Source organism: Amycolatopsis sp. CA-211722 (assembly GCF_056828465.1).
The window spans coordinates 4750006-4765710 of sequence record NZ_CP184752.1; the positions used below are offsets into that span (position 1 = coordinate 4750006).

Sequence of the window (15705 nt, forward strand, 5' to 3'; positions counted from 1 at the left end):
TGCGTGACCATCGTTGATCCCTTCGGCACCCTCAAGCAGGCGCTCTGGATCTGCGGCGGCCAATGGGCGGGGAAGTCGACCGTCTCCCGCCTGCTCGCCCGCCGCCACGGCATCACCGTCTACCACTACGACTTCCACGATGCCCGCGCCCATCAAGATCGCCGCGTCGCCCATCGCGTCCGGAACGGTTCGCCCGTCGAGGATCCCGACCCCGAGACCGTCTGGGTCGAGACGGCACCCGAACGGATGGCCGCCGACACGCTCGCCGGTTTCCCGCTGCGGTTCGGATGGGCGCTGGACGACCTGCGCGCGCTGGTCTCCGGGCGCCCGATCCTCGCCGAGGGCTGGGGGCTGCGCCCGGAACTGGTCGCGCCACTCCTGGATTCACCCCGGCGGATGATCGTGCTGGTGCCCACGGACGAGTTCCGTGAGCACCAGCTTCGTGTCCTGCCCCGTGCCGGGGCGGTGACACAGCGGGTCAGTGACCCCGAGCGGGCGCAGCGCAACCGGATCGCGCGAGACCGGCTTGTCGCCGAGGACGCTGCGCGGAGCGCGACCGGGCTCGGTATCCGGGTGCTGCGGGTCGACGGCTCGAAAGACGCCGAAGCGATCGCGGACGTCGTCGCCGAGCACTTCGGTCCCTACCTGGCCTGAGCGAGATCCAGGACCAGGACGACCGCGGACAGCGCTAGGAGTCCGCCCGGGACGACCATGTTGCCGAAAACGCGGGCGCGGACATGCGCGACGACCGCGCCGATGTAGAACAGCACGAGCCCCGCGGCCGCCGCGGCCCCGAGGTACGGCACGCCGAACAGGCCGAGGACCAGCCCCGCCGCGCCCGCGGCTTTCACCAGGCCCAGGGGCACGATCCAGGAACGGGGTACGTCGACGGCGGCGGAATTCTCGAAGACGAACGGGGCATGGACGAAATCGGCGATCGCCGCCCCGGCGTTGAGGACGATCGCCACGATGGCCACGATGAGGTATGCGGTGAACATGCCCCGTGGACGAGGCCCGCGCCCGGAACGTGACAGCGGTCAGGAACGCCAGCGTTCGAGCACCGCGTCGATGGCGGGGCGGATGCGGTCGCGGGCGGTCTGCCGTTCCACGCCCGCCATGAGGAGGTCGTCGTACTCGGTGTCCAGATGCCGGATCGAGGCGACGACGGCGAGGAACACCGCTCGTTCGGCCAGTTCCCGTCCGGCGGCGGACCGGCCCACCCGGCCACTGCCGCGTTGGCCCGCGTGTTCGGCGATGGCGCGGGCCCGCTCCGGCGGGCAGCCGGGGAACGCCTCCGTGATCGCGGTGTGGAACCGGGCGGTGAACTCGACGTCCTCGTGGGCGCGGCGTTCGCGGTCCCGGCCGCGGCGCCGTTCCCGGACGTCCTCGTCGGCGAGGCATTGTTCCTCGGCGACGCGCAATGCCGCTTCTTCGACCAGGAGTCCTTGCCGCTCGCTGCGCTTCCGTGACCGGTTGAAGCGGACGACCACGGCGGAGAGCCGGCTCGCCTTCTTCGCCCGGCGGGTCAGGGCGGTGTCGCCGGCGGGCAGGAAGACCAGGTGACCGAGGTCGGCGCAGTCGAGGCAATGCGGCTTTTCGTTCTCCATGAACAGCAGATCGCCGGTGCCGCCGCAGTCGGCGCACGTCCAGTCCTTCAGCGCCACGGAGACGACGAGATCCGGCGCTTTCCGTTGCCGGGCGACGACTTGCGCGCGCTTGGCTTCGGACAGGCCCGGCATGAGCCATTGTGTCCGGAACAGCGGTTCGAGGCCGGCCAGTTCGCCCGAGGTCACCCGGAGCGCCGCCCGGTCGCGGGTCGCGCCGACATGCTCGATCTCCGAGCTTTCGAGGGCCTTCTCCCGCGTCCACCGGTGAAGCGCGCCGACGGCGAATTCCAGTTTCTCCGCGCTCACCGGCAACGCGGTGGACAGGTCGGGGATCCGGCCCTGCTGCCAGCTCTTGAGCATGTTCTCCGGCAGCCAGCCGATGCCGGCCAGCACGTCGAGCGCGGTCACCGATTTCCGTTTGGACAGCAGCTTTTCCGCCGTCTCGACGACGCGTTGCTCCAGTTTCGCTTCACCCTGCATCGCCGGGAATCGTAGCGATCAGGGGGTCTCGGTCCGCGCGCGGTACGCCCGGATCTTGGCGCGGTTGCCGCAGCGCTCCATCGAGCACCAGCGGCGGTTGCCCGAGCGGGAGGTGTCGAAGAACAGCAAGTAGCAGTCGTCGGCGGAACATTCGCGGACGCGGCCGGACCGCTCACCCGCGACGAGACCGATGGCGTCGCGGGCGACGGCGCCGAGGAGTTGTTTCCCGGTGACGGGTGGCGCCCAGGCCAGCCGCCGTGTCTCCGGGTCGACGAGCGGCCGCGGGGTTTCCGCGGTCCCGCTGTTCAGTAGGGCGAGGTCGTCCTCCGACGGCGCTTCGCCGCGGGCGAGGGCGGGTGCGACGCGGTAGAGCGTGTCCCTCAGGTCCTTGAGCGCGGCGAGTTCGGCGGGCCGGATCCGGACGTCGGTCAGGGGAGCGGTCATCGCCAGCCGGGAGCCGGTGAACCACTCGGCGAGGGCGGCCGGCGTGTGGGCGATTTCGTAGCGTTCGTACGGGCCCGGGCCGCCGGTCAGCATGAGCTCGAGGCTGAGGCTGCCCGGATCGAACCGGTACCGCTCACCCTGGGCGTTGACGAGCAGTCTTGTTCCCGGAGTCATGTAACCACTATAGTCGGTTTCAGAAACCAGGTAAGACGGTTACAGCGGAGGCGTGATGATCGGCAAGACGAAGGACGCGGGCTGGGAGATCGGCGTCTCCAAGACGGTGGCGTATCCGCTGGAGCGGGTTTGGGAGTACCTCTCGGGTCCCGGCCTGGCGACCTGGCTGGGTGATGTGCGGCTGGAGCCGGAGAAGGGCGCGCCGTACGAGACGGCCGAGGGCACCGTCGGCGAGGTTCGCGGCTATCGCGAACAGGAGAAGATCCGCCTCACCTGGCGTCCGAAGGGCTGGGATCACGAGAGCACGGTCCAGGTCGGGCTTCGTCCGGCCGGGCCGGGCAAGACGGTCGTGGTCTTCCATCAGGAGCGGCTCACCGGCCCGGAAGAGCGCGCCGCGCAGCGTGAGCACTGGCAGGGCGTGATGAAGCTCGTCGTCGACGGGCTCGCCGCCTGATCAGGAGAGTGTTCGCCGGGCCAGCTCGGCCAGGGTGTCGGTGATCCGTTCGACGCTCAGGCCGAGCTCGCCTGTTTGATGCAGGAACACCTCGACGGCCAGCGGCGCCAACAGGACGTCGGTGAGCACGTCCGGATCCTTCGCTTCCGCCTGCTCGGCGAGGTGGCGGACGTGGGTGCGCCACAGCCGGTACGGCCCGCTGGTGAAGCGCGAATGCCCGACCTCGGTGCCGAGAACGAGATGCGCGTGCCGCGCGAGCAGCTCGATCATCGCCGCGTAGAACGCGGCCAGCCGCTCGGCGGGCGGCGCGCCGGGGCCCAGCGGGGGAGGGCCGGTGAGCAGCCGCTCCTGGAGTTCGCGCTCGTGCTCGTCCAGCAGGGCGACGGCGATCGCCGAGCGGTCCGGGTAGCGGCGGTACAGCGTCGCCCGGCCGACCCCGGCCGCTTTGGCGATGTCCTCCATGGTGACGTCCGCGGCCGGGCGTGCCGCGAAGAGCTCTTCGGCGGCCTTCAGGATCTTCGCTCGGTTACGGGCGGCGTCCGAACGTTCCCGTCCCGGGCCGGTCGCGAGCAGATCTTCCGTCGGCATGTTCGCAGCCTAGGGAATATCCGGACGCGGCGTCCACTTGTACCCGGCGAAGCAAGTGGACGCCGTGTCCGCTTCCTGGTCCGGGAGGCCCGATGAGCCACCTTCTCCACCTCGACTCCAGCGCCCGCAGCGCGTCGTTCTCCCGCGAGCTGAGCGCTCGCTTCGCCGAGGTCTGGCGCGCCGCGAACCCGGGCGCGGGCTACACCTACCGCGACGTGGCCGCCGATCCGGTGCCGCCGATCGGTCAGGCCTGGACGGAGATCTGCGACGCCCTCCTCCAGGCGAGGATCACCGATCCGGCCGGGTACGCCTCGGTGGTGAAGACGCCGGAGCAGCGCGAGGCCTGGGCGATCATCGAGCCGTTGCTGGCCGAGCTGCTGGCCGCCGACGTCGTGCTGATCGGCGCGCCGATGTACAACTTCTCGGTTCCCGCGACGCTCAAGCTGTGGATCGACCAGGTGACGTTCCCGAAGATGTCCTTGGCGGGCAAGGCTTTCGTGGTCGCGGGAGCGCGTGGCGGGACCTACCTGCCCGGTACGCCGCGCGAGCCGGTCGACCACCACGAGCGCTACCTGCGCGACTTCTTCGCCGGGCACTACGACGTACGGGCCGTCACGTTCCTGAACTCCGAACTGACGAACGCGCTGGTCGACCCGGGGCTGAGCCGGCGTGACCCCGAGCGGATCGCGTCGCGTGAACAGGCGCTCCTGGGTGCCGAAAAGGCCGGAAGGGAGGTCTGATGGGCTGGGGAATCCTGCTGCTGGCGGGAGTCGTCGAGGTCGCCTGGTCGCAGAGCATCAAACCGACGGAGAACTTCACCCGGTTCTGGCCGACCGTGCTGTGCTTCGTGCTCGGTGTCGCCGCGGTCTACCTGCTGTCGAAGGCGATGGACTCGATCCCGGTCGGCACCGCGTACGCCGTCTTCACCGGCATCGGCGCGGTGGGCGCCATCGTGTTCGGCGTCGTGATCCACAAGGATCCGCTCAGCTTCGGCCGGTTCGCCGCGATGGCGCTGATCGTGGGAGGGGTGGTGCTCGCCAAGGTGACCGAGTGAGCCCCGGATGTCGGGAAAGGGCCGTTCAGGACGAAAAATGTCCTGAACGGCCCTTTCCTGACACGTCAGGCGAGCTTCCCCCACAGGAATTCGAGCATCAGCGCCCATTTGTGCGCCAGCTGCTCGTTGTCGGCCGCCGCGCCGTGCCCGCCCTCGATGTTCTCGTGGTACCGCACGTCGTGGCCCTGCTCCAGCATCCGCGCGACCATCTTGCGCGCGTGGGCGGGATGCACGCGGTCGTCCCGCGTGGACGTGACGAACAGGACCGGCGGGTACTCGGCGTCACCGCGGACGTTCTGGTACGGCGAGTACTTCCCGATAAAGTCCCATTCCGCCGGGTCGTCGGGGTCGCCGTACTCGGCCATCCACGACGCGCCCGCGAGGAGCTTGTGGTACCGCTTCATGTCCAGCAGCGGCACCTGGCTCACGATCGCGCCGAACAGCTGCGGATAGCGCGTCAGCATGACCCCCATCAGCAGCCCGCCGTTGCTGCCGCCCTGGATGCCGAGGCGCGAGGGTTCGCTGATGCCGCGCTCGACGAGGTCGGCGGCGACCGCCGAGAAATCCTCGTACACCTTGTACCGCTTGGCTTTCGTCACCGAGGTGTGCCAGTCCGGCCCGTACTCGCCGCCGCCGCGGATGTTCGCCACGACGTAGGTGCCGCCGCGCGAGAGCCAGCCGCGGCCGATGACGCCGCTGTAGCCGGGGGTCAAGGAGACCTCGAAGCCTCCGTAGCCGGTCAGCAGCGTCGGCCCGCCTTCGGCACCGGAGGGCCGTACGACGAAGTACGGGATCTTCGTGCCGTCTTCGGACGTCGCGAAGTACTGCGAGACCGTCATTCCCTCGCTGTCGAAGAACGCCGGAGCGCGCTTGAGGACCTCTACGTCGCCGCCGACGTGCCCGTAGCTCAACGTCGACGGCTGGGTGTAGCCGCTGGAGTCGAGCAGGTACTCGTCGCTGACGTCGGGGTCGGTGCCGGTGATCTGCGCGGTGCCCAGTTCCGGGGCGCCGGCGAGCGGCCGGGAGGTCCAGCCGTCGGACGGCGTGAGCACACGCAGTTCGGTCCGGACGTCGGACAGGGTCGAGAGCAGCAGGTGGTTGTGCGTCCACACCCAGTACTCCAGGGACGTGTGCGCGTCCGGGGTGAACAGGGTCGTGAAAGCACGCTCGCCCGCCATGAACGCGTCGAACCCGGCGGCGAGCAGAGCGCCGGAGGGATACGTCGTGCCTTCGACGGTCCAGTCCGAGCGGAGCCGGATCAGCAGCCACTCGCGGTGCGAGGACGTCTGCGCGTCTTCGGGGACCTCGATGCGGTCGAGCCCGGCGGCCGTCCGGACGTACCGTTCCGTGCGGTAGAAGTCGACCGACCGGTAGACGAAGTCGCGCTCCCAGCCTTCGGTCGGGTCGTGGTGGGCGGACACCGAGACGTCGTCCGCCTTGCCCTCGAAGACCACCGTCGCCGCTTCGAGCGGGGTGCCGCGCCGCCATTCCTTCGCCAGCCTCGGATAGCCCGAATCGGTCAGCGTCCCCGGGCCGAAATCGGTGCCGACGTAGACACGGTCGCGGTCGATCCAGCCGATCCTGGTCTTGGCCTCGGGCACGAAGAAGCCGTCTTCGACGAACCGGCGCTCGCCGAGATCGAACTCGCGGACGACCGTCGCGTCGGCACCGCCTCGCGACAGTTCGACCAGCGCCCGGTCGTAACCCGGGCGGAGGACGGCCGCGCCCTGCCACACCCAGTTCTCGCCCTCGGCCTCGGCGAGCGCGTCGACATCGAGGAGGAGTTCCCACTCCGGCGTGTCGAGCCGGTACTGCTCGAGGGTGGTGCGGCGCCACAGGCCCCGGGGATGGGCCGAGTCCTGCCAGAAGTTGTACAGGTACTCGCCGCGCCGCCGGATGTAGGGGATGCGGTCGTCGGCGTCGAGGACCTCGCGGACCTCGTCACGGATCGCGCCGAACCGGTCGCCACTCGCCAGTTCCGTCAGAGCCTCGGCGTTGCGGGCTCGCACCCAGTCCAGCGCTTTCTCGCCGGTCACGTCTTCCAACCACAGGTACGGGTCCTCGTCGCTCATACCCACAGTCTCGCCGGGCGCTGTATCCCGGCGCCACCAGGTGTGGGATTCCGTATGCTGTGGACTCGCATGTTGGGGGGACACCATGACCGGCGCCGACGAGGTACCCAGACCTTTCGCGCCTTCACCACCTCGCCGGAACCCGGGGGCCGCCGTGGTCGGCCTGCTCATCGTCGCGGCACTGACCGGCACCGGGATGGCGATGGCGGGGGGACCGCGGACGGTCGACGGCCGGGCCCTCCCGGTGCCCGGCGCGGCCACCTCGGAAGGGGCGAAGGCGCCGGCCGGGAACGCGAAGCCCGCGCCCAAGGAGGTGCGGGAGCTCGAGACGAACCCGCTGCTGGCGGAGGGGGTCGCGCTCGGCGCGGTCACCTGCCGGCTGCCCGCGATCAGCCGCGAGCCCGCGAAACTGGAGACCTACTACAAGACGCTCGTGTCGTGTCTCGCCGAAGCCTGGAAACCCGCCCTGGACCAGGCGAACGAGCCCGCGCTGCCGGTGACCGTGCAGGTGACGCTGCCCGAGACCAGCGCCTGCGGGAAGGCGCCGGGCGAGAACGAGGCCGTCGCCTACTACTGCGGTGGCGACACCACGATCTACGCGCCGACCCAGTGGATGCTGGGCGACGCGGGCCTCGAACGGTCCCGCCATCTCGCGACGATGGCCCACGAGTACGGGCATCACGTCCAGCGGTCCAGCGGGATCCTGTCGGCCGCCGCCGAGAAGATGTCGTCGCCGAACGAGGACAGCCCGGCCGACAAGGAACTCGTGCGCCGCATCGAACTGCAGGCGAACTGCTTCGGCGCGCTCGCCCTGGCCGCCGCGGCGGGGCGCGGGTCGATCAGCAGGGCGCTGGCCAACGCCGCCCTCGACGACTACGGCCGCGCCGACGACAGCGACACCCACGGCAGCCGTCGTAACCAGCTGAAATGGGCGAAGGCCGGGTATTCCGGGAAGACGACGTCAGCGTGCAACACGTGGGCGGCCCCGGCTTCGGACGTCAAATGAGCGACGAAGTGATGGCCGAGATCAACACCGGCCTCCAGCTGCACATCTCCGGTGACCGCGCCGGCGCGCGCGCAAAGTTCGCGGCGTTGTGGGAACGGATCGGTGAGGACGGCGACCCGCTGCACCGGTGCGCGCTCGCGCACTACATGGCCGATGTCCAGGACGATCCGGCCGACGAACTCGCCTGGGACCTCCGCGCGCTCGCCGCGGCCGATTCGCTCACCGACGAACGCGCCAAGGAGTACCACGCGACGCTGGCCGTGCGCGGCTTCTACCCGTCGCTGCACCTGAACCTCGCCGAGGATCACCGCAAACTCGGTGATCACGAGTCCGCGAAGGCCCAGTGGGAGCTCGGGCGGCGCACCCTCGGCGCGCTCGGCGACGACCCGTACGGCACCGGGATCATCCAGGCGTACGACGCGCTCGCGACCCGCCTCGGTCTCGAACCGGACTCTCCGGACTTTCGCGCAGGGCGGTGAGGCCATAACCTGGAGTGACTCAGGTCACCCATCCGGGAGGAGCGCGTATGCGGATTTCCGATCTGTTGCGGACCAAGGGGGCGGCCGTCGCGACCGTCTCGCCGGAGACGAACGTCACCGAGCTGCTCGAAAGACTGGCGGAGCACAACGTGGGCGCGCTGGTGGTCGTCGACGCCGATGGCGCGATCGTCGGGATCGTCTCCGAACGGGACGTGGTGCGCCGGCTCAACGAGCGCGGGCCCCAGCTGCTCGACGGATCGGTGTCCGCGATCATGACGAAGATGGTCGCGAGCTGCACCCCCGAGGACTCGGTCGATCAGCTGTCGGTCCTGATGACCGAACGCCGTATCCGGCACGTCCCGGTCGTCGTGGACGGCAGGCTCGCCGGGATCGTGAGCATCGGCGACGTCGTGAAGACCCGGATGGAGCAACTGGAGAAAAGCCAGGAACAGCTGGAGGCGTACATCTCGCAGGGCTGATCCACGCTCCCAAGTGTCATGAAAGGGTCGTTCAGGACGAAAAACGTCCTGAACGACCCTTTCATGACATCCGGGACGGCTACTCCCGCCACCCCGACAACTCGACACCCTTCGCGACGTCCACCCGGTACCCGAGCGTCACGACACCCTTCCCGCCCGGAGCGAGCGTCAGCCGCCAGGTGAACTCGCCCAGCTCGGTCCGCTCCACCGGCTCCGGCGTGGTGCGCACGTCCCGGACGGTGATCGCGTCGTCCCGCGAGACCGGCGCCTGGTCCAGCACGGTCACCACCGCTTCGCGGGGGCTGTGGTTGACGATCGTCGTGGTGTAGGCGGCTTCCCGTTTGCGGACGCCGGACAGCGTCGCCTTGCTCGCCGTGCGGTGCGTGAGCTCGCGCTCGATCCGGATCCGGTCGTCCACGCCGAGGGCGAGTTCGAGCTCCTCGCCCGGCGCCCAGACGTCCAGCCGTGTGGTGCCGACGAACTCCGTCTCGTGGAACACCGAAGCCTTCCCCGGCCGCAGCGTGTGCTCCGAAGTGTTGACCACGGTCGCCCTCAGGAACGCCTCCGGGGACACCGCCGGAGCGGTGACGTAGCCCAGTTTCGCCGTCAGCTCCAGGTGCGCGAGCGTCGTGCGGTGACCCTGCGCCCCCGAGGGGACCGCCACCGGACGGCCGGGCCGGTAGGTGACCGCGGTGGTGCCCTGTTCGACGGACGCCGTCCGCGCCGCCATCGCGGGCGCGGCGGGGGCCGCCATGCCCACCGACTCCGGGATCCCGCCGCCCGCGGGCGCCGCGCTGCCGTACGCCGCGCGCGTCATCGACGGCTTGTACTCGCGCACGCGGTCGAGGAACCAGGGGTCGAGTTCCGGTACTTCCACGGTGTTCGCCGGTCGCGCGGTGGAGAGGGCCAGCTCGCATTCGGGCCAGTCCTCGCCGGTGTGCTGGGTGATCCGCCCGTACCAGGTCAGCGAGACGTCCTCACCGCGAACGCGCACGTCGTAACCCGGCTCCCAGCTCGCGTTCGCGACCACATAGGACAGTTCGAGGCCGATCTCCGCGCCGTCCTCCTGGGGCTCCAGCTCGACCGTGACCGTCGCGCTGTCCACTTCGGACGTCCCTTGTTTCGCCTCGATCTCGCGGTCGAGCGCCTTGAGGTCGTCGCGGAGCCGGCCGAGGCGGATGCCGAGTTCACGCCGCTTTCCGAGTGCCTCGGCCAATTGCGTGCCGAGCGCGTCGGTGACTTCGGCGACCCGGGGCGGCTCGGCCGTACCCGCCGCGAGCGCCTTCGCGAAACTTTTGCCGCTGCGTGCCGCCAATCCGGTCAGCAGATCGACTTTCGCGGTTTCCGCGGCGACGGCGTCCGCGACCTCGTCGACCACCGCCTGATCGGCCTTGCGCTGTTCGGTCAGCGCGCGCAGGGAGGCGTCCGCGGGCGCGGGATGGCGCTCGACGGCGACGTCGACCCCGGCGATCACCGCCGGGCCGGAACCGGTGACACGGACCGAGTCGGTGTCCAGGTTCCACGGCAGGCCCGCGAAGGCGAAGCGCGTTTCGCCGTCGAGGGCGGCCGAAGCCCGCCTGGTGATCCGGGCGTGGTGCGGGTAGACGGTGACGGCGACGATCGGTGCTTCCAGGGTGCTCGGCATGCCTCCGACGTTAGTCTCTTGACACCCGTTCAGGTGGCCGGAAACCTCAGCTGGGTCTTGCCCGCCCGCCATTGGGGGTCCTGTGAGAGTCGCCAGGCTCGCTGCCCTGTTCACCGCCGTCCTGGTCCTTCCGGCGACGGCGTTGCCCGCTCAAGCCGACGCGCCACCGGCGCCGGTCTTCTCCGGCGGCCAAGCCCAGCCGGTGTTCGACCCGGCGGACGTCATCCGGGAGAACGTCTGGGTCACCGCGCCGGTCGACAGCGACCGTGACGGCAAGGACGACCTCGTGCACGCCGAGGTCGTGCGGCCCCGCGCGACGCAGCAGGGCATGAAGGTCCCGGTCGTCTACCAGGCCAGCCCGTACTACGCGGGCGGCAACGACGTCGCGAACCACAACGTCGACGTCGAGCTGTACGTGCCCGGCGCGAAGCGTCCCCAGGCGGGCCCGCGGATCGCGACCAGGACCGTCGGCCCGAACGCGGCGCCGATCAGCTGGCGCTACCAGGACTACTTCACCGCCCGCGGGTTCGCCGTGGTGTACGGGGAGTCGCTCGGCAGCGGCCAGTCCACCGGCTGCCCGAGCAGCGGTGACGTCAACGAGACCATCGGCGCGAAGTCCATTGTGGACTGGCTGAACGGCCGCGCGACGGCACGGGACGCGGCGGGCAAGGCCGCGGTCGCGGACTGGAGCACCGGCAAGACCGGCATGATGGGCGTGTCCTACAACGGGACACTGCCCAACGCGGTGGCCAGCACGGGCGTCGAAGGGCTGGAGACGATCGTCCCGATCGCGGCGATCTCCAGCTGGTACGACTACTACCGCAACGACGGTGCCGTCGTCGCGGCCGGCGGATTCCAGGGCGAGGACGCGGACGTGCTCGCGGACTACGTCCACACACGCCAGGATCGCGCCGTCTGCCGTCCGCTGATCGACGCCATCACCGTCGACCAGGACCGGGTGACCGGTGACTACAGCCCCTTCTGGGACGCGCGCAACTACCGCAACGACGTGCACAAGGTGCGGGCCTCGGTGCTCGTGGTGCACGGCCTCGGCGACTGGAACGTGAAGACCGACCAGGGCACCCGCTGGTACGAGATGCTCAAGGCGCGCGGCGTCGAGCACAAGATCTGGCTGCACCAGTCCGGGCACTCCGATCCGTACAGCCTCCGCCGCGACGTCTGGCTCGCGACGCTCAACAAGTGGATGTCGCACTACCTCTACGACGTGGACAACGGCATCGAGCGGGAGCCGAAGGCCACCATCCAGCGCGAAGACAAGTCGTGGGTGGACGAGCCGGAGTGGCCGCTGCCCGGCACCCAGGACGTGAAGCTCTACCCGTGGCCCGGCGGCTCCTCGAAGGGGAAGCTCGACACGCGCAACCCCGTTCCGGGGAAGGCCGCCGTCGAGACGCTGGCGGACGACGCGAGCAAGACGATCGAACAGCTGGCGGCCGCGGCCTCGTCGGGCAACCGGCTGCTGTACTCGACCACCGCCGCGAAGCAGCCCGTGCGGCTTTCCGGAACGGTGAAGACCGACCTGTCGCTGTCCTTCGGCAAGCCTGCCGCGAACGTGACCGCGGTGCTCCTCGACCGCGCCCCGGACGGGACGGCGAAGGTGATCACCCGCGGCTGGACCGACCCGCAGAACCGGCGCGACCCCGCCCGCACCGACCCGATCACCCCCGGTGAGAACTACAAGGTCGAGGTGGAACTGGTCGCGAAGGACTACCTGCTCGCGGCCGGGCACAAGATCGAGTTCCTGGTGGCCTCCAGCGACCACGACTACACGCTCCGGCCGAAGCCGGGCGCCGGCGTCTCGGTCGAGCTGAACCGGACGTCGCTGGTGCTGCCGGTGGCGGGCGGCAAGCCCGCGCTGCGCGCCGCCTTCGGCTGAGTGATGTCCGTGAAGGCCTCCTTCCTTACCTTGAGGGTAGGGAAGGAGGCCTTCGCCACGTCACCGACCACAGAGACCCGTAGCCGCGGGATCTGCCTGAGCGACGGCCTCGCGAGTGTCGCGAAAGCCACTTTCGGGACACCGGATGTCTCGAAAGTGGCTTTCGCGACATCCGGCGGGGGCACGCGGCGGCGACCGGTGTGTCGGCCGGAAAACGCCGACCCGACCTCGGGCTTGTACGGAAAATGTATTTCCTCCGGCTTGGCTTCGGGCCGTCCGGCTTCCCCACCTGATGGAGGTCTCCATGTCCAGGTTGCGCCGTTTCGCAGTGCTCGCCGCGGCCGCCGTCATCCCCGCGCTCGGCCTGACCCTCGCCGGTACGACGCAGGCGTCGGCGGCCCCGAACTTCCAGGTCCCGTTCAAATGCGGCGTCACGGTCACGGCGGCGACGTTCAGCGGGCACAGCCCGGCCAACTCGGTCGACTTCCAGAAGTCGGGTATCACCGGGATGCCGGTGCTGGCGTCGGCGGGCGGCACCGTCACCCGGGTCGCCAACGAGGGCAGCACGAGCTACGGGCGCTGGGTCGAGATCGACCACGGCGGCGGCTGGCGTACCCGGTACGCGCATCTGTCGACCCAGTCGGTCTCGGTCGGCCAGGCGGTCAGCCTCGGCAAGCAGATCGGCACGGCCGGGGCGACCGGCGGCGTGACCGGCCCCCACCTGCACTTCGAACAGCGGCTCAACGGGGTCGCGCAGCGGGCGGTGCTGCACGGGGTGGCGGTGCCGTACTACGGCCACACCAACTTCACCAGCAAGAACTCGTGCGGCGGTAACCCGTACTCGGCCACCGAGGTGTGCGGCAGCGGGTTCTCGGTCGTCGACTCGCAGGCGCTCGCGAACGGGTCGGGTACCGCGTACCTGCTCTACAACGCGTCGACCAAGGCCAACTGCGTCACCACGCTGAAGGCTGTCTCGCTCGGCACCGCTTCGCCGGTTTCGGCGTTCCTCGAAGTCCAGGGTTCGGCTCGCGTGACCGACTCCGGCAGCTTCACCTACTACGCCGGGCCGGTGAAGAAGACGGCCGCCTCGACGTGCGTCAAGTGGGGCGGCTCGGTCGGGTCGAACACCTACGAGAGCCCGTTCGAACACTGCGACTGATCCCGCGGGGCCGGGCACTGTAGACCACCCCACCGACAGGACCGGCGTCCCCGCGCCCGGCCCGCGGCGGTTGTCCACAACGGTCCCGGCTGTCCACAGATGTGTCGTGCCCCCACCCGCGGCCCCATTCCCGCCGCAAGGTGGGGGCATGACCACATCCACACCGACCGGCAGGACCAAGGTCGATCTCACGGATCCGGCGGACCTGCTCGCCGCGATCCCGTACCTCCTCGGCTTCCACCCCGAGGACTCCGTCGTCGTCTTAGGCCTGCGTGGCCCGGGACGCATGCAGCAGGGCATCGTCATGCGAGCGGACCTGCAGCCGCCTGGCCTGGAACAGGACCAGGCGCGTGAACTCGCGGTCAGGCTCGCCATGACCGGCCACACCGGTGCCACCGTCGCGGTGATCGGCGGCGGCGCCGCGAACAAGGCCGGGCGGCCACCCCGCCGCCGGTTCGTCCGGCGCCTGGAAGCGTCCCTGGCCGAGTACGAGGTCTCGCTGAAGCATTCGGTGTGGGCACCACGTATCGCCGCCGACGTGCGCTGGGGCTGCTACCGGGACAAGACCTGCGGTGGTCGCCTGCCGGACCCACGCGATTCGGTGGCAGCCGCCGTCGTCACCGGTGCCGGGCACATCACCCATGCGAGCCGGGACGAGCTGGAACGCCTCTTCGACCCCGTCGCGCCGGAGACGCTCGCCAGACGCGCCGATCTCCTCACCGGGATGGCCGACCCGCCGTGGCGGGGCCGAGATCCCGTCCTGGCGGGAGTCGCCGAGGTGAACGCCGCACTCGCCCGGGCGGACGGCGGCGACCCGGCGATCACCGACGACCAGGCCGTGCGGCTGGCCTGGGCGCTTTCCCTGGTGGAGGTCCGGGACGCCTGTGTGCTCACCGCCGCGCCGGCGGACTCGCCGCTCGCCCGCACCGCGGAGGACCTCTGGCTCACCTTGGCCCGGGAGCTCCCGGCACCCGAGAGGGCCGAGGCGCTCGCCCTGAAGGCGCACGCCGCCTACGTCCGGGGTGACCTGGCGACCGCCGGGATCGCCTTGACCAGGGCCACCGAAGCCGACCCCGATCACGGGCTGGCGAAACTGCTGACCGCTGCCCTGCACGCGATGGTGGCGCCGTCCGAGCTGTCCGGGGAGGTCCTGCGGCAGCGAGCCGGAGGAACGCCCGAGATCCGCCTCAGGCGTTCCGGCGGGAGCGGGTGAACGCCCAGGCGTCGGCGACGATGCCGTCGAGGTCGGTGCGCTCGGGCTTCCAGCCGAGTTCGTTTCCGGCCAGCTCGCTGGAGGCCACCAGCACCGAGGGGTCGCCCGCCCGGCGCGGCGCGACCGCGGCGGGGATCTCGTGGCCGGTGGTGCGGCGGCACGCCTCGATCACCTCGAGCACCGAGAACCCGGTGCCGCTGCCGAGGTTGTAGATGCGGTGTTCGCCGTCGACCGCGTGGCGCAGGGCCAGCAGATGCGCGTCGGCGAGGTCGACCACGTGGATGTAGTCGCGGATGGCGGTGCCGTCCGCGGTCGGGTAGTCGTCACCGAAGATCTGGATCCGCTCGCGATCCCCGGTGGCGACCTGGAGCACGAGGGGGATCAGGTGGGTTTCGGTGGTGTGCCGCTCGCCGATGGAGCCGTAGGCGCCGGCGACGTTGAAGTAGCGCAGGCTGACGGCGGCGATGCCGTGGGCGCGCGAGAACGAGGTGATCGCGTGGTCGATGGCCAGCTTCGTCGCGCCGTAGGTGTTGGTCGGCTGGGTCGGCGCCGTCTCCGGGATGGGGGAGGACTCGGGCTCGCCGTAGGTGGCCGCGGTGGAGGAGAACACCAGCCGCTTCGTGCCGTGGTCGCGCATCGCTTCGAGCAGGCGGAGCGAGGTCAGGACGTTGCCTTCCCAGTACTTCGCCGGATCGGTCATCGACTCGCCGACCAGCGACTTGGCGGCGAAGTGGAGCACACCGTCGAAACCGTCGCCGAGCAGCCGCCGGGCGACGTCGGCCGCGTCGCCTTCGACGAAGGTGGCGTCCGGGTGCACCGCGTCGGCGTGCCCGGTGGAGAGGTCGTCGACCACGGTGACGTCGTGCCCGGCCTCGACGAGGCGGGCCGCGCAGACGCTGCCCACATAACCGGCTCCGCCCGTCACCATCAGCTTCAGGGTCTTGGTCGGTTCGTCGG

At 70.3% G+C, this 15705-nt stretch carries 17 protein-coding genes; 10 read left to right on the plus strand and 7 right to left on the minus strand.

The window, feature by feature from the left end:
* The first annotated feature begins 3 nt into the window (after nucleotides 1-3).
* Nucleotides 4-654 (plus strand): hypothetical protein, encoded by a 651-nt coding sequence (locus ACOCEP_RS22965; RefSeq protein ID WP_482331048.1) that lies wholly within the window; start codon nucleotides 4-6, stop codon nucleotides 652-654.
* Here the strand turns inward: ACOCEP_RS22965 and ACOCEP_RS22970 are convergent.
* From ACOCEP_RS22970 to ACOCEP_RS22980, 3 genes are read right to left on the minus strand one after another with little or no spacing between them, the layout of a single operon-like run.
* On the minus strand, nucleotides 642-998 hold the full coding sequence (locus tag ACOCEP_RS22970) for a DoxX family protein (protein WP_482331049.1): 357 nt from the start codon (nucleotides 996-998) through the stop codon (nucleotides 642-644). The genes ACOCEP_RS22965 and ACOCEP_RS22970 overlap by 13 nt on opposite strands.
* A gap of 39 nt (nucleotides 999-1037) precedes the next feature.
* A complete protein-coding gene (locus tag ACOCEP_RS22975; RefSeq protein ID WP_482331050.1) occupies nucleotides 1038-2087 on the minus strand; it encodes a DUF2293 domain-containing protein in 1050 nt (349 codons plus the stop codon).
* Between the two features lie 18 nt (nucleotides 2088-2105).
* The gene (locus tag ACOCEP_RS22980; RefSeq protein ID WP_482331051.1) at nucleotides 2106-2705 is read right to left on the minus strand and encodes a CGNR zinc finger domain-containing protein; all 600 of its coding nucleotides are present in this window, start codon (nucleotides 2703-2705) and stop codon (nucleotides 2106-2108) included.
* Between the two features lie 55 nt (nucleotides 2706-2760).
* On the opposite strand from ACOCEP_RS22980, the gene ACOCEP_RS22985 reads away from it, so the two are divergent.
* Nucleotides 2761-3159: an SRPBCC family protein gene (locus tag ACOCEP_RS22985; RefSeq protein WP_482331052.1), complete on the plus strand. Its 399-nt coding sequence runs from the start codon at nucleotides 2761-2763 to the stop codon at nucleotides 3157-3159.
* Here ACOCEP_RS22985 and ACOCEP_RS22990 read toward each other — a convergent pair whose 3' ends face one another.
* Nucleotides 3160-3747, minus strand: coding sequence for a TetR/AcrR family transcriptional regulator (locus ACOCEP_RS22990; RefSeq protein WP_482331053.1), 588 nt, complete (start codon nucleotides 3745-3747; stop codon nucleotides 3160-3162).
* 92 nt (nucleotides 3748-3839) lie between these two features.
* Here ACOCEP_RS22990 and ACOCEP_RS22995 point away from each other — a divergent pair, with 92 nt between their 5' ends.
* Entirely contained in the window at nucleotides 3840-4487 is a 648-nt protein-coding gene (locus ACOCEP_RS22995) for an FMN-dependent NADH-azoreductase (RefSeq protein ID WP_482331054.1), read from the plus strand.
* A complete protein-coding gene (locus ACOCEP_RS23000) occupies nucleotides 4487-4801 on the plus strand; it encodes a DMT family transporter (RefSeq protein ID WP_482331055.1) in 315 nt (104 codons plus the stop codon). Before ACOCEP_RS22995 ends, ACOCEP_RS23000 begins: the two co-directional genes overlap by 1 nt.
* 65 nt (nucleotides 4802-4866) lie before the next feature.
* Here ACOCEP_RS23000 and ACOCEP_RS23005 read toward each other — a convergent pair whose 3' ends face one another.
* Nucleotides 4867-6873 (minus strand): prolyl oligopeptidase family serine peptidase, encoded by a 2007-nt coding sequence (locus ACOCEP_RS23005; protein ID WP_482331057.1) that lies wholly within the window; start codon nucleotides 6871-6873, stop codon nucleotides 4867-4869.
* Between the two features lie 85 nt (nucleotides 6874-6958).
* Here ACOCEP_RS23005 and ACOCEP_RS23010 point away from each other — a divergent pair, with 85 nt between their 5' ends.
* Genes ACOCEP_RS23010 through ACOCEP_RS23020 form a run of 3 tightly spaced genes read left to right on the plus strand, consistent with a single transcriptional unit; the run spans nucleotide 6959 to nucleotide 8837 of the window.
* The gene (locus ACOCEP_RS23010; RefSeq protein WP_482331058.1) at nucleotides 6959-7879 is read left to right on the plus strand and encodes a neutral zinc metallopeptidase; all 921 of its coding nucleotides are present in this window, start codon (nucleotides 6959-6961) and stop codon (nucleotides 7877-7879) included.
* Complete coding sequence (locus ACOCEP_RS23015; RefSeq protein WP_482331059.1) at nucleotides 7876-8358, plus strand: hypothetical protein; 483 nt, start codon at nucleotides 7876-7878, stop codon at nucleotides 8356-8358. The genes ACOCEP_RS23010 and ACOCEP_RS23015 overlap by 4 nt, the downstream gene beginning before the upstream one ends.
* Before the next feature lie 47 nt (nucleotides 8359-8405).
* Nucleotides 8406-8837, plus strand: a complete 432-nt coding sequence (locus ACOCEP_RS23020; RefSeq protein WP_126734901.1) for a CBS domain-containing protein — start codon at nucleotides 8406-8408, stop codon at nucleotides 8835-8837.
* Between the two features lie 79 nt (nucleotides 8838-8916).
* Here ACOCEP_RS23020 and ACOCEP_RS23025 read toward each other — a convergent pair whose 3' ends face one another.
* Nucleotides 8917-10482, minus strand: a complete 1566-nt coding sequence (locus ACOCEP_RS23025; protein ID WP_482331060.1) for a DUF4139 domain-containing protein — start codon at nucleotides 10480-10482, stop codon at nucleotides 8917-8919.
* Nucleotides 10483-10564: 82 nt separating this feature from the next.
* Here ACOCEP_RS23025 and ACOCEP_RS23030 point away from each other — a divergent pair, with 82 nt between their 5' ends.
* The 3 genes from ACOCEP_RS23030 (at nucleotide 10565) to ACOCEP_RS23040 (ending at nucleotide 14748) form a co-directional block, all read left to right on the plus strand.
* Nucleotides 10565-12376: a Xaa-Pro dipeptidyl-peptidase gene (locus ACOCEP_RS23030; RefSeq protein WP_482331061.1), complete on the plus strand. Its 1812-nt coding sequence runs from the start codon at nucleotides 10565-10567 to the stop codon at nucleotides 12374-12376.
* Nucleotides 12377-12680: 304 nt separating this feature from the next.
* On the plus strand, nucleotides 12681-13535 hold the full coding sequence (locus ACOCEP_RS23035; RefSeq protein ID WP_482331062.1) for a M23 family metallopeptidase: 855 nt from the start codon (nucleotides 12681-12683) through the stop codon (nucleotides 13533-13535).
* Between the two features lie 148 nt (nucleotides 13536-13683).
* Complete coding sequence (locus ACOCEP_RS23040; RefSeq protein WP_482331063.1) at nucleotides 13684-14748, plus strand: DUF4192 domain-containing protein; 1065 nt, start codon at nucleotides 13684-13686, stop codon at nucleotides 14746-14748.
* Here ACOCEP_RS23040 and galE read toward each other — a convergent pair.
* A complete protein-coding gene (galE, locus tag ACOCEP_RS23045; protein ID WP_482339797.1) occupies nucleotides 14723-15676 on the minus strand; it encodes a UDP-glucose 4-epimerase GalE in 954 nt (317 codons plus the stop codon). The two genes, ACOCEP_RS23040 and galE, sit on opposite strands and share 26 nt — an antisense overlap.
* Nucleotides 15677-15705 lie beyond the last annotated feature (29 nt).